Source organism: Peribacillus sp. FSL K6-5616 (assembly GCF_038008245.1).
In the GTDB taxonomy this organism is placed as follows: Bacteria; Bacillota; Bacilli; order Bacillales; family DSM-1321; genus Peribacillus; species Peribacillus frigoritolerans.
In genome coordinates this window covers 1,832,383-1,858,845 of record NZ_JBBOYT010000001.1, presented here as the reverse complement: position 1 = coordinate 1,858,845, position 26,463 = coordinate 1,832,383, and the positions used below count along the sequence as shown (strand labels likewise).

Here is a 26,463-nt window from a genome sequence, read left to right as displayed (position 1 = left end):
CCTGCCTTATCTTTTAATATCTTCCATTTTACCTTCCATTGCCGAGAGTATCTCCTTTTCGGTTGCCAAAGGAGTATCTCCAACGACAGTACATGCCAGCATTCCTGATACAGCAGCAAATCGTACTGTCTTTTCCGGGGAATATCCTAGCAATTCGCCATGTAAGATTCCGCTGGTGTAAGCATCGCCTGAACCTATTCTATCATATACGGAAAATGATAGGATATCGGAAAAGTAAAATGTTTCTTCTTTGTATATATACCCCCTCAAGGTATGACTATTATCACTGTTGATCGAACGATGTGTCCCCGCTATCGATTGAATTTTGAATCGCTTGGCCACTTCAGGGATCAACTCAACAAGCTGTTCTTCCCTTGTGGAGCCTTCTGATTTCATTCCTAAAATATAAAGCGCGTCTTTTTCATTCATCATGACGATATCAGCCAAAGAAAGCATTTCTTCATAATGAGGCTTTGCGTCAGCGTAACCTCCCTCCCATAAGGAAGGTCGGTAATTGCAGTCGAAACAGACTGTACCGCCCTTTTCTTTGACTTTTCTAGCCAGCACCTTCATGCTTTCCCGTACATTTTCCGCCATTGCAAGCGTGATTCCGCAAAAATGGATGATATCCGTCTTTTCCGAAATCATATCCATATCATAATCGGATAAGGTGGCAGTATTAAAACTGCTTTCCAGTCGATTGGAATATGTGACACGGCTCGCCCGCTGTCCAAATCCATTTTCCAAAAAGTACATCCCCATGTATTTGCCGCCTCTAGAGATGTAGTTCCTGCCGATTCCTAAGCCCTGCAAATCTGAAATTGCTGAATCACCAAGGGGGTTATCCGGTAACATTGTCACAAGATACCCATGATGTCCAAGTTTTGTCATCGCAGAAGCCACATTTACTCCCGTGCCTGAAGAGGAGTATTGCAGCGTGTTAGCCTGTGATAGCAATTCATGCCCTGGTACCTGCAAACGCATCATTACTTCCCCGAATGCCACAATTCTTTTAGGCATATTTTTCAACCAATTTTTTCGTCATGGCCAATAATTTCCGTACGTCCTCCCCATTCGTTTTACCAGTCGCTTCATCAATGATGGAAGAATATACGTGGGGAATGACTTTAGGCACTTTTGCTTCTAATGCAATTTCTAATATCGTCCCGAAATTATTTAAGTCGATTCCACCTGTTGGTTCCAAAGCAAATCCCTCTTCACCACAAGCTTTTGCTACAGCACGATATTCATCTTCATGCTTCAGCCCTTTCATAGGGAAATATTTCAAAGCATTTCCTCCCATATCGCGAACGAGCGCAATGGCAGCTTTGATTGGCACAATGGCAGTTTCACTTGCGCCTGCACTTACTGGACCAGTGGAGATATTCACATAACCGACTTTCCCAGTTGGAGAAACAAGTGAATTTATCCAGCTATCCTTCTCGTCTAAATTGGCCCTCGTAGCACCAACAGCCGGAAAAACCTGGTTAATATGACTGCCTGGATAGTATTTTGCTATTTCTGCGACAACTGCAGCCTGTCTATTATCGCCTGCGCCCAATCCAATTGAAACGGCCTCATCAATGGCTTCCCCGTATTCTTTCATTGCTGTAACACCTGCTTCGACAGTTGGATAATCCTTTGAGAGTACACCAACCAATACATGTCCTTCAGCTGCTTCAAAGACTTCCACTGCATTTTCCACACTATTTGCAAGTACATTTAAGGCTACACGATCATTCAATAACCGTTTGTTTATGTTTGTCATCCTTGTTTTCCTCCTAATATGGTTCTTAATCGTGATTCAATAACATTTATATCATCACCTTGCAATGGACGCGGATCTATATCGAAAAAGCCTTGCCGTATCCCATAATCCCGTGTATAAATGGCGATATCCCCATTTTTGAGCTGCTCGTTCACTTCTTTCGCCGTCGTTTCCGTCAAAGGATCTATGGAAATACGTGCTCTATATATGGCACGTCCGGCTTCATCCTGAACTATCGTTACTTTTACGCCATCAATCGAGTCAAGTGATGTGAGAACTTGTAAACTAGCTTTTTCTTTTTCGCTATTATCCGTCTTGACAAAATACTCATCCAATGCCTGAAGCAGCCCAAAGGTCGTTTCCTTTCCAACCTTCATGCTCCTTCCTATACAGTGCAATTGAACCTTTACCCATTCGATATATTTTTTTCTGCCAGCAACGATACCGGATGTGGGTCCTTCAATGGCTTTTGAACCACTATAAATCGCCAGGTCGGAGAATTGTACATATTTTTCCAAATCTTCTTCCGCTGCTGCATCGACAATCAGAGGGATATTATTCGTTTTGGCCACTTCCCATGCTTCTTCGACCGATATCATATTTTTCTGGACGGCATGATGCGATTTCACATATAAAATAGCGGAAGTATTTTCATTTATGGCCTCCGCAATATGTTCTGCTTTCCCTTCATTTGCATATCCAACTTCAACCAATTTTCCGCCGCCAAGATAAATCATGGTTTCAACCGGTGCACCATACTGAACGTTATGGCCTTTCAGCATGATGATTTCATTCTTTTGAATACGATCTTGATGAAGCCTTTCGCTTTTCCTTCTGTTTCCTTCAGTAACGATTGCCGCTACTGAAAGCGCAATTCCGCTTGATGCTGAGTTTACGACCACCGCTGCTTCAGAATGAAGCAAATTCGCTATATGCTGGCCTGACTTATCGACTAAATCAGAAATTTCAACATAATTTTGCCCACCTTTTTTCATCGCGTCCATCACTGTGTCAGTTGGGGCAGAGACTCCCAATATGCTCATTCTTCCGCTTGCATTGATGACTCTTTTCAAACCGTATTTAGCATTCAATGAATTCTCCATTTATAACCACTCCTTTTACAACAACTCTTTTTTCTGCCATCCTTTTTTCGCCTTCGGAATCCAATAAAAGGGTCGGCTCATTCTCGATCGAGAATAAAGTCAGGTTCGCAATATCCCCAGCTGAAATCCTTCCAAGCTCTGGTTTATTCAACCAAGCTGCTGCATTGACCGTAACCGCATCTATTACTTCTTTTAATGGATAACCGAGGTACAAAAATTTTGTAAGCACATTTGCCATATTAAAAACTGGCCCATTCTCTCTGTTTTTCCGATATATATCCGTACTGATCGTATTGAAGCCGATTCCCCGCTTTTTAGCCATTTCTGCAGTTTTAAAAGAAAAGCTTGCCGTTCCATGACCTACATCCAAATGTACACCACGTTCAATTGCCTTAATCAACTCAGGCAGCGGCTCTTCTCTTTCATCAAATAAATTATTCGCTTTACCATTTAGAAAATGAGTAATAATGTCCTTTTCCTCAAGTAATTGAAGGACTTCCTTAATATCAGGCGGCCCTGAACCGATATGAACCATTAATGGTAAACCCGTTTCAGCCGAGAACTTCCTTGCGATTTTTAATGGCTCGACACCATTTGGACCAACTACACTTTTACTTATTCTCGCTTTAAGTCCAACGACAAAATCCCCGTACTTGGAAATTGCCTTCATTAATTCCCCTTCGTCCAGCCATGAAATATCCGATAACTCATCAACCCTTTTCAATCCAATCCGCGAAATATTCAGAAAGGCGAAAACATTCGTTTTGGAATTTTCACAACTTCCAACCAGATCGGTTATCCTATCTGCCCCCGTGCTTCCCGCATCTATGACCGTTGTTACACCAGTTTTATATCCAATCTCATCAACCTCATCACCATAAGGATCGAATTCCGGGAAAGCATGTACATGCATATCAATCCAACCGCTCGAAACAAAAACTTTTTGATCATAATCTATTATCTTATCTCCTGTTGCAGTTCCGGGTCGTGCAATTTCCTTAATCATCCCATTTTCCAGGATGATATCCGCTGCTTTTCCCTCTACCATTTTTACATTCTTCAGAACTAACGTATCTGTCATTTCCCTCATCCTTTTCGGTACATCCTATCGATTGAAAGTACTTTGTATACGGTTACACTGAATTGTATAAGAATTCATTAATTTCGCTTTACAAAAATAGATTATCATATTTTGTTGAACTAATCAATATAACGTTATAATGTTTGATTTAAATTTACAGAATTTTTATAAGATCAAGGCTATTTTTTCTTTGTGCTTCTTAGTTTCTTCATATAATATAATCTCATTAGGTTTTTTGAAATTTTTCATGCTACCCATAAAAAAAAGGCGGGAAGAAAAACATTCTGTTTTTCTTCCCGCCTTTTTTTACGAATTCACAAAATCCATTGATGAAAGTTTCTACTCTAATTATCGGAAATAATGCTTTTTCTTAAAAAACTAACTCTAAGTCAGAATAAAGACTAATGGGTTTAAAGGGTTTGAACGGTTCCTCCAAGACACTCGCTATAGAACCCCTTTTGTCTCCAAACTGAGGAATTAGATCCTTTTTTTCTTTTTATTCAACCATATAGTTAATCCAATTATTGCTATAAATAAAATTAATATCTAGGTTTTATAATCAGGATGTCCTCAGTAATACTAGCTGATCGAAATTTATTTTCTATGTACAACATAGACCTCATATAGAAATAAGTACAATTATTACTGTTTTAAAGCTTTTTTCCTTAGTTTCCATATTTATTTTGACCTCAACATATAGTTATATAGTATGGTATTATACCAATTTTTCAAAAAATATTAGATATTGTTATGAAAATGAAGAAAAAATCCTTATTTTCAATACCAATAATAAGTTTATTAGTATTCTCACATGTCCCCAATACATTGGCCGAAGAGAAAAATGAAACAATACCTTCATCAACAGTCAACCCCATTGTGGAAGTCAAATTAATTAGTGATGATGTTATACAAATACAATCAACAGCAAGCATCATTGAAATGAGCAAACCTATTGCTCATCAAGCTAAACTAACAAATACCCAATTAGGAAAGATGGTAAGGCTCATCAAAAGGGACAACATGGTTAAGCATCGTAAGTACCCTTGTGTTTGCAGGTGGCCCAACCGCACAGCAGGAGTAGCTACTGCACTGGCAGTCCTAATTGTTTAATAGCAGCATATTATTCCGGAAAACACGCTTATCATGTATCAGTCTATGCTAGTGGTATAAAACCAAGTTTATCTAAAATAACGTATATATATTACACTAAGTCAAATCTTTCATTTAGAAGCCCTCAATTAATCCTTCCTGTTCCTAGTATTACAGAGGAAATGTTGATTTCCATAATATAAAAACCAAGAATGCTTATTTAAAAGCGTTCTTGGTCTTGTTAATTGTAATACTCCATTTAATTTTCCTTTTTATGACTTTCACTTAATATATATCCCGTTCCTATGAAAGCCTTTAATTTACCTTTTTCGATCCTTTCCAATGGATTTCCCTCAAACGGTATTTTTGTAGCTTACCTGTTGCCGTTTTCGGTAAAGACTCTACGAATTCAACTTTTGTCGGTGCTTTAAAGTGAGCCATTTTTGAGCGGCAAAAGGTGATGATCTCATTTTCTGTCACTTTTGCATTGGGATGCAGCACAATGATTGCCTTAGGCGTTTCTCCCCATTTATCGTCTGGGATGGCAATGACCGCAGCCTCCAAAACATCTGGATGTTTATACAATACCCCTTCTACCTCTGTTGAAGAAATATTTTCCCCGCCGGAAATGATTAAATCCTTAGCCCTGTCTAGTATCTCAATATATCCATCAGGATAGGTAACTGCCAGATCCCCGGTATGAAACCAGCCATCCCTAATTGCTTCGGCCGTCTTTTCCGGATCCTTATAATATCCTTCCATTACAACATTGCCGCGAGTAATGATTTCCCCCAGTTCCTTTCCATCCCAAGCGACTTCTTTCCCTTCTTTATTGACTACCATCGTTTCCCCATTGAAAACCAATTCAATCCCTTGTCTTGCCTTTATTATTGCTTGTTCGTCCGCCGATTTAGCTTCAAACTCATCCTTCCACTCGTTATATAGGATGAATGGGGAAGTTTCTGTTAATCCATATACGTGGATCATATTCAAACCAAGGATTTCTTGTGCCTTTTGAATAAGCGCTGCTGCTGGAGGAGCACCTGCTGTTGCCATCCGTGGACGCACTTTGATATTTGTTTCTTTTGCTTTAGGATCATTTACCAGCATATTGACGACAGTAGGCGCTCCACATAACAATGTAATATTATGAAGGGCGAATAATTTGAGGATAAGAGGGGGATCGACTTTCCTTAAACATACATGAGTCCCGCCAGTAGCCGTTACCGACCATACCCCTCCCCAGCCATTAGCGTGGAACATTGGCAAGGTATGTAAGTATACATCGTCATGCTTCACTCCTAGGTGATAAATGAAGTTAGCGGAGTTCATGTAATTCCCACGATGAGTTAACATGACCCCTTTTGGTTTTGAAGTCGTTCCACTCGTGTAATTTATAGTCAAAAGTTGATTTTCATCGATTTTAACCTCTGGCAGTCCATCATCATTTGCATGCAAGATGAAACTCTCATAATCTATTCCAGGTAAAGTGGTTTCATATCCTTCAACAGGCACGATGATGATCTTTTCCAAGGAAAGTTTAGTAATGATCTTTTCGATCGGAGCGGTGAATTCTTCATCGACTATCAACATTTTTGAATCGCTATGCTTGATGATAAATTCCAAATCCTCTGCAGCAAGCCTATAATTCAAAGGAACCATTACCGCTCCCATTTGACAAATGCCATAAAAACATTCCAACATATAATGCGTATTTGGCAACATAACTGCAATATGGTCACCTTTTTCAATTCCCGAAGAATACAAAGCTTTGGAAAGTTGATCTGTTCGCTGCCCGAATTCCTTATATGTAAACTTTTTCTCTTCATCGATGACTGCCACTTTATGGGGATAATATTTTACGGCCCTGCGCTTCCAATCAATTGGAGTTAATGGGGAAAACATTTTTACCATCTCCTTCTTTCCAGATTCACTGTATACAGCACCCTGCTGGGTTCGTCATGATGGATCCTGAGAAAAAAACTTCGTATCCTTTTAATACATATTCATTTTCCAGCCGTCATATCTTCTTTAATGGATTTCCATATAAAGATTTTTGAATGACCTATCCGCTTTACTCAAGGGGATGAATAATCCAAATATTTTTTAATTATTCTGATAATTTAACCTCCTAAAAAACAGTGAAATTCACTGCTTTAATAATATATAGTGCTTCTTCTTTCTATTATAATGGAAACTGTACACGTCAGGAAGATTATATTTTATTATCTATGCATGCCGATAGATGTTCGGTAAGTTTCCCAACGATTTGTTTGAGTCGTTCCGTTTCCTCTTCATTCAGGACGCTATAAAAGTCACGAAAGGTTTTGGTAAAACACTTATTTATGGAATGATAGGTATTCCTTCCACTTTCGGTGGATTGGATAAAAACGACCCGCCGATCATCCTCACTGTGTACCCTCTCAATCAACTTCTTCCGTTCAAGCCGATCAATTAGTGCAGTTCCTGCTGCAGGTTTAATTTTCAAATGATTCGAAACATCTTTAACAGCTATGGATTCATTCAAGACTATTAATTGCAATGCGCGATACTGCACAGTAGTTAAATCATATTTAACCAATAACGGTTCCACCAATTCCTGTGATAGGCTGCTTAATTCCCTGATCTCTAGATGTAAATTATACAATTCACTTGAATGCATGTTTGACAATCCTTTCTTATTGACACTATCTATCTAAAACTATAACATAATTAACGTATCAAAAAATTAACCATGCGAATTAAATTGGTTATTGATTTTTAAAGAGAGAGAGAGGCTGTCCATGTCAGCAGAACAACGCAAAAAGATCATTATCCTCATGATCAATATGTTTATCGCAATAGGGAGTTTCGGCATCATCATTCCCATTTTACCAGCATACCTTGCCTCCATTAATCAAGGTGGAACCGCCGCTGGCCTAATGATTGCCATTTTCGCAGGTGCACAACTTATCTTTTCGCCAATTGCCGGAAAATGGACTGACCAATTCGGGCGCAGAAAATTGATTATTTATGGATTGGTCGGTTTGACATTATCCATGTTTATTTTTTATGCAGTCAATTCCATTTGGTTATTATATGCTTCACGTATCATTGGCGGAATCGGGGCAGCTTTGCTTATACCCGCAATTTTTGCTTATGTTGCTGATATCACCACATTTGATCAACGCGCTAAAGGCAATAGTTTAGTATCTGCCGCCATGTCCCTGGGAATTGTAGTCGGTCCAGGAATTGGAGGTTTTTTAGCTGACTTTGGCTTGAAGTTTCCTTTTTTGATTTCTGCGCTGGTATCCCTATCAGCAGTCGTATTTTCGATTTTTGTTTTAAAAGAAAGCGAAACGGCACAGGTTACTCAATCCATGGATGCAAAAACTGAAACGATGCTTCGGAAGATCGCTTTATCCGTGAAAAAGCCCTATTTCATCCCACTCATCATTACTCTTGTAATGAGCTTTGGCTTAATGGCGTATGAATCTGTAATTGGTCTTTATCTTGATAATCAATTCAATTCAACTCCAAAGGACATCGCCGTAATGGTTACAGCCACCGGTATCGTCAGTGTAATAGTTCAATTGTTTGTCGTCGACCGGATCGTACAGCGTTTCGGGGAAGTGAATGTGCTGAATATCTTTATCAGTGTTGCAGCCATCGGTTTCCTTCTATCACTTTTTGCATCAAATTACCTGATTTTCTTTTTAATTTCACTTATCATCTTCCTTTCCACTTCCATCTTACGTCCAGTTCTTAACACACTGATTTCCAAGATGGCAGGGAATGAGCAAGGCTTTGCAATGGGTATGAATAATGCGTATATGAGCATCGGAAATGTGCTCGGACCAACACTTGCCGGAATGATGTATGATGTCCACATTACCTATCCGTTCATGTTGGGCCTTATCCTCTTATTCATTACTTTAATGATTACTATGGCTTGGCAAAAGCGATCTCTTCATGCAAAGGCCTTATCTTAGAGCTTAAATGGCATTTCAAAATTTATTCATTAACGAAACCCCCGAGTAGCATCCGCTATCCGGGGGTTTTCATTAGGATTTTTTTATCCATTCTTCTTTTAATTGAAATCCTCCAAAACAGTTTAATAACGAGTAACACTTCAATCTCTTGAGAACTAGCTCCATTTTCTTGCGGAAACTGCTCATATTTTTGTGTAACACTCAAACTCACGAGTATTTGTTCTGAATTCACGAGTAAACAGCTTACAACTCATGCGTAATATTCAATTCACGAGTAAATGCATCGAATTCACGAGTATTTACTCCAAATTCACGAGTAAATGCCTCAATTTCACGAGTAAATGACAGAAATTGCGAGTAACGCTTCTAACTCTCGAATATTCACTTCCATTTCATGCGGAAATTGCTTAAAACTCATGCGTAATATTCAATTCACGAGTAAATGCCTCAAACTCACGAGTAAATGCATCAATTTCACGAGTATTTACTCCAAATTCACGAGTAACGTCCCCAACTCTTGAATATTTGCTTCATTCTCACGAATAAACAGCTCAAAATCATGCACACTCTCTCTAATTTACAAGTATTTGCTCCATTCTTTCCTTAAGTTGAAGCTTATATCTCACCAAAATAAAAAGCGACCTTATTTTTAGAATAAGGTCGCTTATCATTCAGTTTTCTCATTTCATCTTGTTATAAAGGGAAATTAATTTCATTTAATATAAATGGCTTTCTTTCCTTTACTGCTTTCAAAAGCCGCATCAATGATTTTAATGACCGCTAACCCCTCTTGGGCAGTGACTGGAGCTTTTTTCCCGTTCAATATACTATCGGCAACTGCCTGGTAATACGTTAAATAAGAATCATGCAGTGTTTCAATGGTTTCATGTATCTCATTTTCTCCTTCAACCGTAACCAGCTTACCATAGAATTCGGGATCATCTGCACCCCAAGAGTCATCCAATGGTTTTTTTCCATCACTTAAGTCTGCCTCTTGGCAATCAAGACCGTATTTGATAAATGATCCTTTACTTCCATGCACCTGATACCGCGGTCCATTATACGGAACGATTGAGCCTGAATGCAAGATAACCCTCAGCTTTTCATATCCTAATATCACATGGAAATAATCATCCGTTTCTGCATTTTCTTTTTGGGAAAATACATCTGCCGAAACGAATTGCGGCAATCCAAACAAATGAAGTGCTTGATCGATGAGATGCGATCCTAGATCATAAAGCATGCCTGATCCCGGGCCCGGTTTTTCCCTCCATCTATCCCTGACCACAGGCCGGTATCGATCATAATGGACTTGGTATGTATTGATTTCCCCAAGCACTCCATCATCCATAAGTTTTTTCACGGTCAAAAAGTCATTATCCCATCTCCGGTTATGATAGACACTTAAAAGAAGATTCTTTTCTTCAGCAATCTTGATGAGCTCCTCCGCCTCCCAAGCCTCCACAACCATCGGCTTTTCGAGGATGACATGCTTCCCGGCTAACAAGCTTTGCTTGGCCATTTCATAATGCAAACCACTCGGTGTCGTAATAACAGCCATATCAATGGATGGGTCTTCAAGAATTTCCTCTAAGCTGCCTACCACTTCCACATCTTTCAAATCTTTTTGGACTTTTTCCTTATTGGAGCTCACAACTTTCGCTATTTGAAACTGCTCTAAAACACTTAGTAATGGCGCGTGGAAAGTAGCTCCTGACAATCCGTACCCAACTATGCCCACTTTAATTTTTTTCATTTTCAATCCCACTCGCTTTCTTGTTCCTCTTAAACAAACATTTTATTATATTTCATTGTCCGGGTATGTATCTCTCAAAAACTTGACAGATTGATTAATCAATTCTTTCAATACATTAATATTGATATCTGCCACTTTATTGATGTACACACACGCTTTTCCGGAAGTGTGTTTTCCAAATGCCTGTAATAATTCTTCTCTTTTTTTATCCCCTGGAGCAAAGTATAAACTGATTTTTGCTTTTCGAGGTGAAAAGCCTACCAGGGGGGCATCGCCTTCGTGACCTGATTCATATTTATAATGATAGGTTCCGAACCCAATTATGCTCGGTCCCCACATCTTTGCCTCATAACCTGTCGTTTCGGTAAAAACATTCAACAATTCGTAGGCATCTTCACGTTTTTTCGGATTATCGACGTTTTCGATGAACTCAATGACACTACTGTCCGTCTCTTTGGTTTTTTGTTTATACATGACCGGAACCTCCCTTATATTAAAAGGCAGAAAAAATTCATAAGATATTGCTTGCTCAGTATCTTAGTACCCTGTTCAATCGTGTTTTAAAGGTTGTTATGTATGTATGCAGCCTTCATCACCGATGTATCAATGATTGACGGACGAGCTCCTTTACTATTTCTCTAAGCTTCATGGCAAATCCTTCATTATACCCTTATATATTATAGAACATTGATTCGTTTTATTCTATTTTAAGAGCAGAGTTTATTAAGTAAATCTTTCGCGCTTTAAAAATCATTACTTTACCATAATAATCTCTACGATCAGAAATTATTATTCTGATCGTAGATTTTTTCATTAAAAGGCAAAATGCAGTTTTACTAGATCTATTGCCGCCTGATCTTTTCTATTTCATCTGCTATGAATTGTACCTGTGTCCCTACGATGACTTGAATGCTTTGGGGACCCACAATATTGATTCCGGCAACCCCTGCTGATTTGATTTTATTCTGATCGACAGCTCCCATATTTTCCACTTCAACCCTTAAACGGGTAACACAGTTATCTACAGATGTTACGTTAGCGTCTCCGCCTAATCCCTCATAAATAGTGGAAGCCATTCCAAAGAATTTGCTCTCATTATTCCCGCCTTGACCGCTGTTTGCTTCCGCAATCGCTCCTCCGCCATCAAGCTCATCTTCTGTATCATCTTCTCTGCCGGGAGTCATTAAATTGAACCTAGTTATCAAGAATCGGAATAAGAAATAGTAGATGACTGCAAAAGCCAGTCCTTGAAGAAGCAGCATATAAGGTTCATTTGCCATTGGCAATCTTGAGCTTAAAACAAAGTCAATGAATCCTGCACTAAAACCGAACCCTGCTGTCCATTGGAAAGTCGCAGCAATAGCCAACGATATTCCTGTTAATAAGGCATGCACAACGAATAGGGCTGGTGCAACAAACATGAAAGCAAATTCCAAAGGTTCAGTAACGCCTGTGAAAAATGAAGCGAAGCCGGCTGCGAGCATTAATGAGGCCACTTGTTTTTTCTTCCGTGATTTTGCCGTATGGTACATGGCAAGAGCTGCTGCCGGCAAACCGAACATCATCACGGGAAAGAATCCGGCTTGATACATGCCTGTGGTTCCTTTTATTCCTGTTCCAGCCCAGAATTTACCGATATCGTTAAGTCCTATTACATCGAACCAGAATACGGAGTTTAACGCATGATGTAAACCTGTTGGTATCAAAAGCCGATTAAAGAATCCATAGAGTCCTGCTCCAGCAGCACCTAATTCACTTATTCCTTCCCCGAATATAACTAACCAGGAGTAGATGAGTGGCCATACGAAGAATAATATAAGGGAAACCAGTAACATGATAACCGCAGTAAGGATCGGGACTAGGCGTTTACCGCTAAAGAAGGCGAGTGCATCAGGCAGCTCGACCTTACTGAACCGATTATACATAGCTGCCGCTATAAGGCCCGAAAGGATTCCGACAAATGCATTCTCTATTTTCACAAATGCTGGATTTACATCTTTTGCCTCAATTCCTTGCAGCATCGCCACCGAGTCCGTGGAAAGCAATGTCGTTACGACTAGATAGGCTACGAGCCCGCTCAAAGCGGCAGCTCCATCTTTTCCTTTCGACATCCCCAACGCCACTCCAACGGCAAACAAGATAGCCATATTGTCAATGATCGAAGAACCTGCTTTGATTAAGAAAGCTGCTAACGGACTTCCCGCTCCCCATCCTGCTGGATCTATCCAGTAACCGATCCCCATTAAAATGGCGGCTGCCGGCAATACGGCTACTGGCAGCATCAAGGAACGCCCAATTTTTTGAAGATATTTTTTCATTCCGCTTTCCTCCTGACAATACTGATTTAGGGGAAACCCCATATTCTATTAGACAACGGTTCCTTCCATTTTAGAACTTCATTTCATTTATAAATTTGACTATATTCAGGAATAAAGTCTTAGCGATTTACTCCTCCTTCGAAAGCCCATAAAAAAAGAAAAGTCCAACCCGGACTTTTCTTTTTTCACTTATTTATAGAGCAAGTAATTTTTGCGAACCTTTTTAAAGGCATCCTGCTTTACTTGATATTCTTTCAAGATTTCATTTACTGTTGAACCTTCTTTAATTCTAGACATTATCCAGCCATTTCCAATCAATAAATTGAAATTGTTGGCTGCAAGGAATTCGAAATCACCGGGATATAGATCCTGAATGGTCTTGATGATGTGAAGTCCAGTTGGGACAGCCTTGAACGCTTCTCTATCCGTTATATAAATTTCCACCCCGTGGCTAAGTCTACCTGCATGTTTTGAAAATGTAGGTGTAAAGGACGCTGCCCTGAATTTCACACCGGGTAACCTTAATGCATTTAATTTCCCAGCAAGCTCATCACTATTTATATATGGAGCACCTATCAACTCGAATGGTTTGGTCGTTCCTCTGCCTTCTGAGACATTTGTTCCCTCGATCAAGCCTGTAGCCGGATATACGAAAGTAGTGGAAACTGTCGGCATATTCGGTGACGGCAAGACAAAAGGGAGACCAGTATCGTCATAATCCATATCTCGCTTCCAGCCTTTCATCTTGATGACCTTGAGATCTGCTCCAATTTTAAATTCCTTATTGAACAAAGTCGCGAGTTCCCCAACCGTCATCCCATGCTTAAGCGGGATTGGATACAACCCAACAAACGATGAGAATTCAGGTTCAAGGACCGGCCCATCTACCGACTCCCCGCCTTGTGGGTTCGGCCGGTCCAGCACGATAAAGGGGATATCATTTTCTCTGGCTGCTTCCATTGCATAAGCCATCGTGTAGATATAAGTGTAATAGCGTGTTCCGACATCCTGGATATCAAAAACAAGGACCTCAACATCCTTTAACATTTCAGGCGTCGGTTTTTTCGTTTTGCCATATAAACTATAAACGGGCAATCCTGTTTTTTCATCAATATAATATTCAACGCTTGCACCAGCTTGCGCATCTCCACGCACTCCATGTTCAGGACCAAATAAAGCCGTTAAATTAATATCCGGATCATCATGAAGGAGATCGACGATGCTGGTTAATTTAGAGTCGATGCCAGTTGGATTCGTAATCAAGCCAACTTTCTTTCCGCTTAAAACGTTCTTTTCTTCTTTTAAAAGAACTTCAATACCAGGACTGACCTTTTGTTTTTTCTTCTCTTTAACAGCTGTTACACTTTTTGAGGAAACGATGCCGAAAGAAAGCATGCAAATGGCAAATAGGATTATCATTCTTTTCAAATTGCTTCTCTCCTTATTTTTTAATGGGTCTTCCAGATTTAATGTCTAATCCATATCCATAGTTATAAAGGCTTTCAGAGGGCTTAGTTACTGAAGGTATATCGACCGGCAACGTGCCTTTAGGTCTTGATTCTCCAAAAATAGTCGAGATGCCTGCCGGGATATTCGGCTGTCTATAACGCCCATTCGAATACCCTTTAAACCCGTAAACAGCAAGAACCGCCTTCGCTTCTTCAAAGTTTGCAACATCATAAGGGTTTCTTAAACTCATTAAAACAAATTCTTTGTCTTTTTTCTTTGCATGATTCATGACCGCTCTAGGGAAGGCTGTTGCCCACTTCGACGAATCTTGAATGCTGTCATCTATCACTCCATCATTGACAGCCGGATCATTTTTGACAATATAGGAACCAGTTATGACAAAATCCGATTCATCAATGAGTCTGGCCACTTGATCTGTAAATGACTTTCCTGAAAAACTCATACCCGTTATTTGGACTTTCTTTATTTTCTTTTTTTCAGCTAATTCGCTGATGCTCCTGGACATGGATTCAACTTGGTCATCAAAAGGAGCAAGAATTAAAACTTTATCATTTTTCTTAGGTTTGAAAGGCAATGTTTTGTGTTCATTTTTCAATAGAGTGATGGCATCTTCCGCCATTTTCCTTTCTTTTTTTAAATGATCTTCATTCCCGACTACTTGAAGCGCGGTTTCGATTTTTTTATCTATAGGAGTATCTTCCGGGTTTAATATCCCTCTTTTCACTTTTAGTTCAAGTATCCTCGTTACAGAATGATTGACTTGATTTAGAGGAATTTCCCCGCTAGCTACTGCCGCCTTCACTGCATTGAATACAGAGGTTATATTCTTTTCCATTTGAAGCGAATTAACCTGTGCCGGCATCAAAGCAATATCAACACCAGATTTCAGGGCAAGGACCACAGCTTCTTCCTGTCCGAAGTTGTCCGCGATGGCTTTCATATTCAAAGCATCTGTAACCACAACACCGTCAAATCCCATTTCTTCACGTAATAGACCCGTGATGACCTTTTGTGACAGCGTTGCAGGAACCATAATTTCTTGACCGTCTTTTTTACTGATATAGGTAGTGTCATCGAATGCAGGAAATTGAACATGTGCAGTCATCATCATATCAACTCCAGCATCGATGGCTCTTTGGAAAGGAAGCAGCTCGATGGAGCGCAAACGCTCTTTATCATGAGAAACAAGGGGAAGACCATAATGACTGTCGACTGCTGTATCTCCATGGCCAGGGAAATGCTTGGTCGTCGCTATCATGTTCTGATTTTGCAATCCTTTTATCATCTGAATGCCAAGCTTTGATACAAGTTCCGGATCGGAACTGAAGGAACGAACGCCAATAACAGGATTTCCGGGATTATTATTGACATCGACAGACGGTCCGAAATTGACATTTATGCCAAGTGCCGACAGTTCCTTACCAATAATTTCTCCAGATTGATAAGCGTAACTCTCTTTTCTGGCTGCACCAAGTGCCATATTACCAGGAAGGTTCGTTCCAGTTTGAAGACGAGTTACGATTCCTCCTTCCTGATCAATCGTTATGAACAGCGGAAGGTCCGGGCTTGCCATCTGCAAACCATCCGTGAGACGAACCGTTTGTTCGGTATCGACTACATTCTCAGCAAACAGAATCACACCGCCCAGATGATATTTTTTGATGATGCTTGCAACTTCCGAGTTCATTTCAATAAACCCGGTTGCCTTTGTTTCTCCTTGTTTTTGCCAATTACGAAAATCCGGCATGAGCATTTGACCGACTTTTTCATCGATTGTCATGTTTTCTACGATTTCCTGAATATCAGAAACCGTTTTTTCATTCTCGTATCCCTTTGCTGTCGCATTCCCTCCCATAATGGATAAAACCAAACATAATGCGATTCCAGCTGGGGCACATATCCTTTTTATCATTCAGGCATCCTCCCTTGTATTCTTTTTAGTTCTGTTAGCAACAATTCCAAACCACTGCCGTGAAGGGGAAAAATGAATGGAAATGAACTATATAGATCCTATAAAGAAATCAAGGCAGCATCGGGAATCCCAGCAGCCGCCTCTTTAAAAAGCCTTCATGAAATGTATCCATTTATCCCTGGATTCTTTGAGTCCAATTGTTTACTCAATTATAAGTTTTATTGTTTGACCAGGCTTTAGAAGGGACAGCAAGGGAATATCTTCTTCTATAACTCTTCCTATAACGTTGACTCGGTGGTCTGCCCCTAGGTCTCTTTTGCAAATTTGAACCTCTCCCCGATACCTTCCATAAGCATCATTGTCCATCGTTATGGATCCAAGGCTTCGTGCAGCTGTATTACTCGGCTCAACATTTGCGGTGACCCGGGTATTCTGCAGCCGGAAAACATCTTGAGAAACATCTGGCCTCAATTTATACTGACCGCTTTGCAAAAGTCGGGATTTCACTCTAATAGTTAGAATGTTCAGATTTTTATATACGGTTAGATTCTCAAGCAAATTACCCTCCGTTCCTTGATCACCAACGTAAACTTCTTCCACATGCTGGATCAGCTCAATTCCGGCGGCGTAAGGATTCATCAACCTGTGTTTTTCAAGCGTTGGAAGACCCTCATGAAGAGGACCGCGTTTACTTCCTGCACCCGGGATGAAAGCAAAGATCGGTATGCCGTATTTCTTGAACATTCCATTTTGTTCATGAAAGAACTCTTCTTCAAGGCCCGTTTCAGGCCTTGGATAAAAGTTGTGCCAAGCTATCAGACTTTCCGGTTCCACTCCGCCCCCAAGCACGGCTAAAAGTTCCTCTTCATTCAACGTACTTGCATTTAGTGAGAGTGAAAACACCTTAGATAAAGATATGACCGTTTCTTTATCGAACCCATCATCAAGGCGAATCCCTTTAATACCTAATGGCCATAAATCCGTAAATTTGTTAATCCCCAAATGATCAAGCGTATTTAACGAGACATCTGCATGGATTTCCATTCCATAGTCCTCTGCAAGCTTTAAAAGCCTGATCATCCTCTTCACGAGGTCTCCCTTTTCTTCAGGAATATGGAGCGAGGTAAATGCTCTCTTCACTCCTAGGTTAGCAGCATGTATAATTTGTGTTTCTGCATGCGGGTCCTGTAGATAAAAAGAAATTCCGATCACTTAAATTCAACCGCCATTTCATCTTTAAATCCGAACAGATACGTAAAAATAAACCCTGCTATATAGGAAATGAACAACCCAGCAAGGAACAGGGCGATTTGGTTTGGATGAACTAGAAAGGTAAGCGGCAGTCCGGACACACCGATGGAAGACGTGGCGATCCCGAATTGAGCTTGGAATGCTCCGCCTACTCCTGCACCTAAACATGCAGTTAAGAAGGGCCGGCCCAATGGCAGGGTCACTCCAAATATAAGGGGTTCACCAATACCTAGCATTCCTGAAGGAAGGCCTCCTCCGATAGCTCTCTTCAAACTTGCTTTCTTCGTTTTCATATAGATGGCAAATGCCGCTCCCACTTGACCCGCGCCACCCATCGCCAAAATGGGGAGCAGTGGATCATCACCAATCGAATTTATCAATTCCAGATGGACAGGCGTTAAACCTTGATGTAAACCAGTAATGACGAGAGGGAGGAAGGCCGCCCCAAGCACGAATCCAGCTACAACACCACCGAAATCCAATACATTCAATAACCCATTCGTAATGGCATCCGATAAAAACCCTCCTACCGGCATAAATACAATGTAAGTGACAATCCCGGTAATGAGTAAAGCGATGGTTGGCGTCAAAATGATATCCAGTGATTGAGGAATGAATTTCCTGACCTGTTTTTCCACCAAGGCTATGAAAATAGCTGCAAAGAGTACTCCTATCAATCCACCGCGGCCAGGGAGCAAATTTTCACCGAACAATGAAATGTCGCCGACGGCCGGGTTTATGACCAAGATACCAGCAAGGGCACCAAGTGCAGGTGATCCGCCGTATTCTTTTGCAGCATTGGTCCCAACCAAAATCCCCAAGTAGGCAAACAGACCGGATCCGATAACGGTTAAAATGATGGCTAATTGTGATTCTGCTGCAAGCCAGCCCGCTTGAACGATTGCCTTTGTAATACCGGTAATCAAACCAGATGCCACTAAGGCGGGAATTAAAGGGATGAAAATACTTGCAATCCTGCGTAAAAAAAGTTTAAACGGTTTTGCGTTTTTCCTATCAATCTCTGATTTATTCTTCGAGGCTACTTCTTTTAAGTTCAAATCTCCCGAAGCTTCCTCCAGAAGCTTTTCAAATTCTGTATGAACCTTGTTCACCACACCTGGCCCGAGGACGATTTGTATCGTTTCCTCTTCAATGACGCCAAAAACGCCTTCCGTATTTTTTATATCTTCCATTTTTACTTTCGATCGATCGATTGGCAATACCCTCAGTCTGGTCATACAATGTACAGCATCGGCAACATTAGATGCCCCACCTAATTTCCCCAATAACTCTTCTGCTAAACTGGCGTACTTATCCCCCTTACCCATTCATAAGCCCCCTTTGTCAAATCTCGCATTAATCATTTATATCGATCTGTCATCGATTTAATGGCAGTCCTGGTATTATCAATATATTGGACAGTTTCTTCATATTGCTCTGAAGCCATCCCCAAAAACAAAATGTCAATCATATATAATTGCGCCAATCGTGAGGATGTTGCTGCACTTCGAAATGGTGCTTCATTCGAATAGGATGTAAACAAAGTGGCATCACACAAAGAAGATACCGCTGTTTGGCCATAATGAGTCAGCCCGATTGTCTTGACCCCACGTTCCTTTGCCAGCTTCAATATATTGACAACTTCAGGTGTTTCCCCAGAGAATGAAATGGCAAAAACGATGTCATTCTCATCAGCATTTGCAATCAGGGTTGCAACTAAATGCATATCTGTAAAAGCCGTTGCTCCTTTATTGATGCGAAGTAATTTTTGCTGAGCATCCGCAGCAACTATATTCGAAGCACCCACACCGCAAAAGTGGACGGTTTTTGCATTCAGCATCAGCGTTATGGCATGTTTGAGATTATCATGATCGATTATTTCAGATGTGTCCCGGATGGTCTGAATCGAATTACTCGTTGTTTTTTCCACAATCCGGTACAGTGATTCAGAAGGCTCGATATCCCGGTAGCCCTGTTCAACCGTCTTCATCAAATCTCCAGCAATCCTTATTTTCAGATCTTGAAATCCTTTTATTCCAAGCGATTTACACAACCTAATAACAGCAGCCCCGCTTGTTTGGGCAGACGTACTTAATTCCTGTACAGTGCTGTTCACAACTTCATGAGGATTCTGTAGAATATATTCCGCTAGTTTTTGTTCTGATTGCGGCAGCTTGCTCAACATCGTCTGTATGATGGATAATCCTCCTGTAGCCATTGCTTCCCTCCTAATCTTCATAGATCGAGATGGCTTTTCTGACATCTCCATCCGCTTTTTCCAGTAACTCCATTGCTTTTTCATAATCTGTTGCCGTTTTTATCATGACAATCGCTGGCTTAACTTGATTATTTGCCTTTTCAAGCGTATTCAAAGCTTGATCATAGTCAGCATTCGTTACTGTTTCTATGATGTTTACTGCACGGTCCTTCAGTTTTTGATTACTGACATTTACATCGACCATCAGATTTTCATAGACTTTGCCCAATCGGATCATGGTTGCCGTTGAAATCATATTGAGTACCATTTTATGTGCGGTTGCCGCTTTCATTCTCGTGGATCCTGTTAACACTTCCGGCCCGACCACCACTTCAATCCCTATATCAGCTTCGTTCGTGATGCTCGCGTTATTATTGCATGATAAAGCGACCGCTTTAGCCCCGACCTTTCTTGCATAACGTAAAGCGCCTTTCACATAAGGAGTGCGCCCGCTTGCCGCAATGCCAATAACCGTATCATTTGCTGTAAGCGCCACGTCAATCAGGTCATTTTCCCCAAACTCTTCTTTATCCTCTGCACCTTCAACAGCCCGAACAAATGCCTTTTCCCCTCCTGCGATTATTCCCAGCACCCTATCAGGCGGAGTGCTGAAAGTCGGCGGACATTCCACGGCATCCAGCACTCCGAGCCTTCCGCTCGTTCCTGCTCCGATGTATATGAGTCTCCCTCCTTTTTTTAACGACTCGCAAGCCCATTCAACTGCCTTTTCAATCTCTGGCAATACCTCCTGAACTGCTGCTGCCACTTTAAAATCTTCTTTATTGATTGCAGAAATGATGTCCATTGTATTAACACTGTCGATATTCATCGTCTTTTCGTTCCGTAATTCAGTCGTTAATGAACGCAAATGTTCTTCCATAGACAATTGAATCCTCCTATAAACAATCACTTAAATATAATTTCATTTTTTAATATAAAATAATGAAATTATATTTCATATTATATTCAATGATAGCGTTTTCATTACTGAGAGACAAGATATTTTTGTAAAATTTGTTAACCGGCAATCTCCGTTCATCAAAACCCCGATGCTGGCGGACTTTCATCTATCCCTTTCAGAGTGGCTTAATTTACCCAAAGGAGCCTACTATTTTTAGTGTGGATTTTTTCAACAAAAAAAACGTGTACCGTCACCTTATTAGGAACGATACACGCAATTTTGCAAAATGCTAAACTAGTATACTACGCCAGACCCGGTACACCTGCACTCCTTTACCCAGTTAACGGATAGGGACCACTTTCCCGTTTTCTACTGCACCGACGACAATAGTTGATGCAAATCCTCCATTTTCATCAATCGAGGGAATATCGTATATTTTTTGATCTGGCCCTATATTTGAAAGTCCGTCTTGCATATGTTTACGGATGGCCTTGGCATCATCAACGCTGCCTGCAGATTTCATGGCTTCCACAAACGCATACATGGCGATATAATTCAATCCTACTTCGGAGCTTGGATCTTCCTTATAATTCTTTTGATATTTCTCGACGAATGCAGGCACTGCTTCTTCATCTGAGTCCATCAATGGCAGAACGCCAATCGAGCCTTCCAATGTTTCATATGAACCTGCAATAGGCTTCATTTGATCCAGCTTTGCTTGATCCATGATAATGAAACCGCCTTTAAATCCTAGCTCCCGAGCTTGCTTCGCCACTTTTGCCGTAGGTTCCGAAGCTCCACCGATGAATAGCACATCAGGATCTTTTTTCAAGGCATTTGTGACAATCGTAAAGAAATCGGTTTCTTTGGCGAAATCAATCGAAGAATTATAAACGACTTTTCCGCCTTGCTTTTCCCAATGTGGGAGCACGGCTTCCGTCCAGTCTTTACCGTATTGCGAAGATGTTGGCAAAGCGGCAATTTTCTTGCCGAAGTTTTCCATCGCATATGTTGTAAAAGGCTCGATATACCCCTCGTAATTCGGTGGAATTCGAACAGTTAATGAATTTCCGCTCTCGGTCACTGCCGGTTCACTCGTATATGCACCAATGATGAATTCCTCTTGTTCATTAAAAACCTGAAGTGCCAGCACGCCTCCGCTGTGAGGCGTGAAAATGATCGGCGTATCATATTCCTGAATTAAACGTTTAGCATTCGACCCGGTTTCATTAGGTAAGTATTTATCGTCCAACGATACTAAGTTCAACGTGTATTTCTTACCATCTACTTCAAAACCACCAGCATCATTAATTTCATTGACGGCCATTTCGACACCATTCAATGTCCGTTTCCCATATAACGCTGCTGCCCCGCTTAAAGGACCGCTAAAACCGATGTTTACGACATTGTCATTTTTTCCTTTACTGCCACTGCTAGACACAGGGCTATCCCCTTTATTGCACCCGGTCAAAACAGTGATGGTTAGCAGGAGAAAGACAAATAGTACTTTCAGTTTTTTCATAAAAATCCCCCATTCAATTTATTCAGGCCCCAATATACGCTTTCCTTACTTCATCATTGGCTAATAACTCACTTGCTGTCCCTTGAACGACAATTTCCCCATTTTCAAAAACATATCCTTTATCTGCAATGCTTAGGGCAGCATTCGCGTTTTGTTCAGCAAGCAGGATTGTGATTCCTTCGCGGTTTATTTCTTCAATGACTTGAAACATTTGTTCGACAATGAGTGGAGCGAGTCCCACCGAAGGCTCATCAAGCATCAACAATTTCGGTTTCGACATCAAAGCCCTTCCAATTGCTAGCATTTGCTGTTGGCCGCCGCTCAGGCTTCCCGCTTCATCATGATGCTTTTCTTTTAAAATCGGGAATAAGTGATAAACGTATTCCAAGGAATCCTTGATCTCCGCTTTTTTCTTTCGATGCACATAGGCACCCATCCGCAGATTTTCCTGAACGGTCATCTGTGGAAACAGTTTACGTCCTTCGGCACACTGAACGATCCCCTCCCGGACATTCCTATCCGGGGCACGGCCCCCTATCGGCATGCCTTGAAAATGGATTTCCCCCTTGGAAAGCTTACTGATTCCGCTTATGGAACGAAAAGTCGTGCTTTTTCCTGCCCCATTAGCTCCTAGCAAAACAACGATCTCTCCCTCGGCAACTTCGATATTCACATGGTTTATCGCAGTGAAACTTCCATAATTCACGGCGACATCTGTTAACTTAAGCACTGGCACTCCCTCCCAAATAGGCTTTAATGACCGCTTCATTTCCGCGGATTTCCTTGGGTGTGCCCTCGGCAATTTTTTCTCCGTAATTAAGGACCATGATGTGGTCTGCCAAGTTCATGATCATATGCATTTTGTGCTCGATTAAACAAACGGTCAGTCCCGATCGATTCAATTTTTTAATCAGTTCTGTCAAACCTTCCGTTTCATCCGGGTTGATTCCCGCAGCAGGTTCATCAAGAAAGATGATTTCCGGTTCTGTCGCTAGGGCTAGGGCAATGGCTGTCCGTTTCTTTTCCTCCTGCGAGATGCTCGAGACCATTCTGTCAGCCGATTCCGTTAATCCGACAATATCAAGCACCTCCATAGCCTTATCCCTGCAAGCCGCTTCCTCCCGTTTTAAACGTTTTGTTCTTAGAATGGCATCCACCAAATTGGATTTTGTTCGCAGTCTATGACCGACAATGACATTATCCAACACGGTCGATTGATCGAAAAGGCTTGTCGTTTGAAAGGTTCTTGAAATTCCGAGCCCCGCTATTTCATTGGCAGGAAGTTTGGTGATATCAATCCCTTTAAAAAGAACCGTCCCGGAAGTTGGTCGATGAAAGCCACTGATCAAGTTAAAAAAAGTGGATTTCCCTGCACCATTTGGCCCGATTATTGCATTGATTCTACCTTTTTCAATTGAAAAATCCACATTATTGACGGCCGCCAATCCTCCGAAACGCTTTGTCAAATTCTTAGTTTCGATTAGCAAATTCATCCCTCCTCAGCTTTTATGTGCAATTCGCCCCTAACCCCGGACAGCGCATTATCTTTTCGCTTTCTTTGCCAATCAAAGAAGGCCCCTGCTATTCCGCGCGGATAAAAGATAATGATCACCGTAAGTAATGGTCCGAATATCAGCATTCGATATTCTTGAAGGAATTGCAGATTCTGCGACAGGATTACTAATAATAATGTTCCTACCAATGGACCTGAAAGTGTCCCGATTCCACCAACCAATAAATACATCAATAGATCGAACATGATGGCAGTTGACCCGATATCAGGTCCAATGAAACGAATGAATGAAGCATACAAGGCACCTGCCAAACCTGCGAAGAATGTGGATAGGACAAATGCGGTTAACTTATTCTTCATTGTGGATATACCAATCGTTTGTGCAAGGTCCTCGCTGTTCCTGATGGCTATATACGTTCTGCCGGTCAACGAGCGAATAATTCGATACACGATTAAAATCACTGCAAGCAGGAAAATGAGAACGAGATAATATTGGGATGCTGCAGTATCGAATGTGACCGGCCCTATATTCCCAGGAGCAGGGATCCCGATCAATCCCCTAACCCCCTCTGTAAGTCCCTCCCATTTATCGATCACAAGATATATGATGTAACCCACACATAGGGTATAAATCGCGAAAAAGTGTTCCTTTGTCCTCAGCGCAATCAAACCGATTAAAAACCCAATGGCACATGTGATTAAACATGCACATATTAGTGCCAGCCAAAAGTTCATTCCCGCTTTTACTGTGAGCAGGCCAAGAGAATATGCTCCAATCGCAAAAAATCCAGCATGTGCAAGCGAGAGATATCCAGTATAGCCTGATAATAAATTGATTCCATAAACAGCTATCGCCCAGATGAACGAAAGTGTCAGCATATGGAGATAATAATCGTTTTGCGCGATATAGGGGAATGAAAAAGCAAAGACGATAAGAGCGATAATCCCATTTCTTTTCGTTAATATCTTCACACTACCTCTCCCCCTTTGCAAAAAGACCTGTTGGTTTCACCGTTAATATGATGACTAGAAGTATGAATGCAATGATGTCTTTATAATCATTTGAAATATAAGTTGCACCCAGGCTCTCACTGAAACCTAGGATATATCCACCTACGATCGCCCCCGGGATGCTGCCCATCCCACCCAATATGATAATGACGAAGGCTTTTAGGATGACTAAATGCCCCATGCCGGGAAAAACAAGATTAATCGGTGATGCAAGGGATGAAGCGATGGCTGCTAATCCCCCCGATATCATGAAGGTAAGCATCGCGACTTTATTAATGTTGATCCCTACTAATGATGCCCCTTCACGGCTTTGGGACATTGCAATTATCGTCGAACCGGTATAAGTTTTTTTTAGGAAAAGGTAAAGTAAAACCATTACTGCGATAGCTGACACGATGATCAATAATCGCTGAAGTGTGAACGTCAGTCCCAGGATATTGACGACTTGACCATATGGAGAAGTCATAGTATGGAAGTCGGCACCCCAGACAAATTGGGCAAAAGCTTCAAGAAAAAGGAGAATGCCGATTGCTGCAATCTTATCGTGCAACGGAGGTGCCTCCCTTAACAGGCGGAACACGAAACGTTCCAAAAGGACTCCCAACAAACCAACAACGATAATGGATACGAACATGGCAATCCAGTAATTGACCCCATATAATGTCATCATTGACAACGTGATATATCCTCCCAACATATATAGGGCACCGTGTGCAAAATTCGGAATATGCAAAATCCCATATACTAGCGTCAATCCCAGTGCAACAAGACTATATACGCTGCCAATCGTCAAACCATTAAAAAGCTGCTGGATCAAAATTTCCATTTACTTCCTCCTTGAAAATTAATGAATTTCACTTTGCTGTTCATTCCCTGGCTCACATCCTGTCCATATTTGAAACTGCGACGAAACACTTTCACTTACTCTCCCATAGCATCAACATCTCGGGAAGGGCCAATAAGCTTTAATTCCCTTTATTCTCCGCCTATAGAAATAGCTTAGGTGTTGCGGAATAATCTCCTGATTCGTTGTTAGCGCTTTCATTTTTTTCAGACGTAACGATTGTGCAGACAAGCTGTAATTAGGGAAAGCCAATGATTCCATTTTCTGTTTAATGACGGTTTTTCCATGGTAGCCGTCTGTTTCTTTCACCCCTTTCACCTCGTACCTTCCATGGGAGGATCATTCCGTAGATTAATTTCCTGTTATTAAATGCAAGTGCCGTGCCAAACATTAAATTACCTTCACTAAGGCTATTAACCAGTCTGTGAATTCATAATTGAATTGTAAAACCTCAAAAGTATCGGTTCCATACGGGATGTCCTTCATTCACTATTGACTGAAAAAATCATTTCTGAATCAATAAAAAAATTAAAATAAAAAGGAACCAAAAAATCCCGTTTATAACTTCCATCATTCATACATTAGCAGGTATAAGAACCAATAATTTTTCTAAGGTAATAAAGCCCTCATCCCCCAAAAAAGCGTAAATATATTAGGAATTCAGTTCAAAAAGACAGCACCTCCAATTTGGATAAT

Annotated in this window: 22 protein-coding genes; 2 read left to right on the top strand and 20 right to left on the bottom strand. The window is 41.0% G+C overall.

What is annotated here, in order from left to right:
- Positions 1-6: 6 nt before the first annotated feature.
- From MHB45_RS08870 to MHB45_RS08855, 4 genes are read right to left on the bottom strand one after another with little or no spacing between them, the layout of a single operon-like run.
- Positions 7-1,020, bottom strand: coding sequence for a sugar kinase (locus MHB45_RS08870; RefSeq protein ID WP_340907681.1), 1,014 nt, complete (start codon positions 1,018-1,020; stop codon positions 7-9).
- Positions 1,013-1,768 (bottom strand): 2-dehydro-3-deoxy-phosphogluconate aldolase, encoded by a 756-nt coding sequence (gene dagF / locus MHB45_RS08865; RefSeq protein WP_072272919.1) that lies wholly within the window; start codon positions 1,766-1,768, stop codon positions 1,013-1,015. The genes MHB45_RS08870 and dagF overlap by 8 nt, the downstream gene beginning before the upstream one ends.
- Complete coding sequence (locus MHB45_RS08860) at positions 1,765-2,871, bottom strand: DgaE family pyridoxal phosphate-dependent ammonia lyase (RefSeq protein WP_048678861.1); 1,107 nt, start codon at positions 2,869-2,871, stop codon at positions 1,765-1,767. Before MHB45_RS08860 ends, dagF begins: the two co-directional genes overlap by 4 nt.
- Complete coding sequence (locus tag MHB45_RS08855) at positions 2,849-3,952, bottom strand: amidohydrolase/deacetylase family metallohydrolase (RefSeq protein WP_072273782.1); 1,104 nt, start codon at positions 3,950-3,952, stop codon at positions 2,849-2,851. Before MHB45_RS08855 ends, MHB45_RS08860 begins: the two co-directional genes overlap by 23 nt.
- A 750-nt stretch (positions 3,953-4,702) precedes the next feature.
- On the opposite strand from MHB45_RS08855, the gene MHB45_RS08850 reads away from it, so the two are divergent.
- Positions 4,703-5,062, top strand: a complete 360-nt coding sequence (locus MHB45_RS08850; RefSeq protein ID WP_048678863.1) for a hypothetical protein — start codon at positions 4,703-4,705, stop codon at positions 5,060-5,062.
- Between the two features lie 294 nt (positions 5,063-5,356).
- Here MHB45_RS08850 and MHB45_RS08845 read toward each other — a convergent pair whose 3' ends face one another.
- Complete coding sequence (locus MHB45_RS08845) at positions 5,357-6,946, bottom strand: long-chain-fatty-acid--CoA ligase (protein ID WP_072272918.1); 1,590 nt, start codon at positions 6,944-6,946, stop codon at positions 5,357-5,359.
- Between the two features lie 310 nt (positions 6,947-7,256).
- Positions 7,257-7,703 carry a MarR family winged helix-turn-helix transcriptional regulator gene (locus MHB45_RS08840; protein ID WP_048678868.1) on the bottom strand — a complete coding sequence of 149 codons (447 nt, stop codon included), beginning with the start codon at positions 7,701-7,703 and terminating at the stop codon, positions 7,257-7,259.
- A gap of 121 nt (positions 7,704-7,824) precedes the next feature.
- Here MHB45_RS08840 and MHB45_RS08835 point away from each other — a divergent pair, with 121 nt between their 5' ends.
- Positions 7,825-9,012, top strand: coding sequence for an MFS transporter (locus MHB45_RS08835; protein WP_072272917.1), 1,188 nt, complete (start codon positions 7,825-7,827; stop codon positions 9,010-9,012).
- Positions 9,013-9,724: 712 nt separating this feature from the next.
- On the opposite strand, the gene MHB45_RS08830 is transcribed toward MHB45_RS08835, so the two are convergent.
- The 14 genes from MHB45_RS08830 to MHB45_RS08765 form a co-directional block, all read right to left on the bottom strand.
- On the bottom strand, positions 9,725-10,768 hold the full coding sequence (locus tag MHB45_RS08830; RefSeq protein ID WP_340907677.1) for an oxidoreductase: 1,044 nt from the start codon (positions 10,766-10,768) through the stop codon (positions 9,725-9,727).
- Between the two features lie 45 nt (positions 10,769-10,813).
- Positions 10,814-11,242 carry a DUF1801 domain-containing protein gene (locus MHB45_RS08825; RefSeq protein ID WP_063593369.1) on the bottom strand — a complete coding sequence of 143 codons (429 nt, stop codon included), beginning with the start codon at positions 11,240-11,242 and terminating at the stop codon, positions 10,814-10,816.
- A 368-nt stretch (positions 11,243-11,610) separates the two neighbouring features.
- On the bottom strand, positions 11,611-13,086 hold the full coding sequence (gene nagE, locus MHB45_RS08820; protein ID WP_072272916.1) for an N-acetylglucosamine-specific PTS transporter subunit IIBC: 1,476 nt from the start codon (positions 13,084-13,086) through the stop codon (positions 11,611-11,613).
- A 189-nt stretch (positions 13,087-13,275) separates the two neighbouring features.
- Positions 13,276-14,481, bottom strand: a complete 1,206-nt coding sequence (locus MHB45_RS08815) for an exo-beta-N-acetylmuramidase NamZ family protein (RefSeq protein ID WP_235443566.1) — start codon at positions 14,479-14,481, stop codon at positions 13,276-13,278.
- Between the two features lie 46 nt (positions 14,482-14,527).
- Positions 14,528-16,468, bottom strand: a complete 1,941-nt coding sequence (locus tag MHB45_RS08810) for a glycoside hydrolase family 3 protein (RefSeq protein ID WP_081088592.1) — start codon at positions 16,466-16,468, stop codon at positions 14,528-14,530.
- Positions 16,469-16,669: 201 nt separating this feature from the next.
- Positions 16,670-17,680 carry a MupG family TIM beta-alpha barrel fold protein gene (locus tag MHB45_RS08805; RefSeq protein WP_072272915.1) on the bottom strand — a complete coding sequence of 337 codons (1,011 nt, stop codon included), beginning with the start codon at positions 17,678-17,680 and terminating at the stop codon, positions 16,670-16,672.
- The gene (locus MHB45_RS08800) at positions 17,677-19,047 is read right to left on the bottom strand and encodes a PTS transporter subunit EIIC (protein WP_048678557.1); all 1,371 of its coding nucleotides are present in this window, start codon (positions 19,045-19,047) and stop codon (positions 17,677-17,679) included. The genes MHB45_RS08805 and MHB45_RS08800 overlap by 4 nt, the downstream gene beginning before the upstream one ends.
- Positions 19,048-19,079: 32 nt before the next feature.
- Entirely contained in the window at positions 19,080-19,937 is an 858-nt protein-coding gene (locus MHB45_RS08795; RefSeq protein WP_048678560.1) for a MurR/RpiR family transcriptional regulator, read from the bottom strand.
- Positions 19,938-19,947: 10 nt separating this feature from the next.
- Positions 19,948-20,856 carry an N-acetylmuramic acid 6-phosphate etherase gene (murQ, locus tag MHB45_RS08790; protein WP_048678563.1) on the bottom strand — a complete coding sequence of 303 codons (909 nt, stop codon included), beginning with the start codon at positions 20,854-20,856 and terminating at the stop codon, positions 19,948-19,950.
- Between the two features lie 361 nt (positions 20,857-21,217).
- Entirely contained in the window at positions 21,218-22,399 is a 1,182-nt protein-coding gene (locus MHB45_RS08785) for an ABC transporter substrate-binding protein (RefSeq protein ID WP_048678565.1), read from the bottom strand.
- Positions 22,400-22,421: 22 nt separating this feature from the next.
- A complete protein-coding gene (locus MHB45_RS08780) occupies positions 22,422-23,168 on the bottom strand; it encodes an ABC transporter ATP-binding protein (RefSeq protein ID WP_207118035.1) in 747 nt (248 codons plus the stop codon).
- Positions 23,122-23,892, bottom strand: coding sequence for an ABC transporter ATP-binding protein (locus tag MHB45_RS08775; protein WP_375564063.1), 771 nt, complete (start codon positions 23,890-23,892; stop codon positions 23,122-23,124). Before MHB45_RS08775 ends, MHB45_RS08780 begins: the two co-directional genes overlap by 47 nt.
- Positions 23,889-24,884: a branched-chain amino acid ABC transporter permease gene (locus tag MHB45_RS08770; RefSeq protein ID WP_048678571.1), complete on the bottom strand. Its 996-nt coding sequence runs from the start codon at positions 24,882-24,884 to the stop codon at positions 23,889-23,891. The genes MHB45_RS08775 and MHB45_RS08770 overlap by 4 nt, the downstream gene beginning before the upstream one ends.
- Before the next feature lies 1 nt (position 24,885).
- Positions 24,886-25,749 carry a branched-chain amino acid ABC transporter permease gene (locus MHB45_RS08765; RefSeq protein ID WP_063593359.1) on the bottom strand — a complete coding sequence of 288 codons (864 nt, stop codon included), beginning with the start codon at positions 25,747-25,749 and terminating at the stop codon, positions 24,886-24,888.
- Positions 25,750-26,463 lie beyond the last annotated feature (714 nt).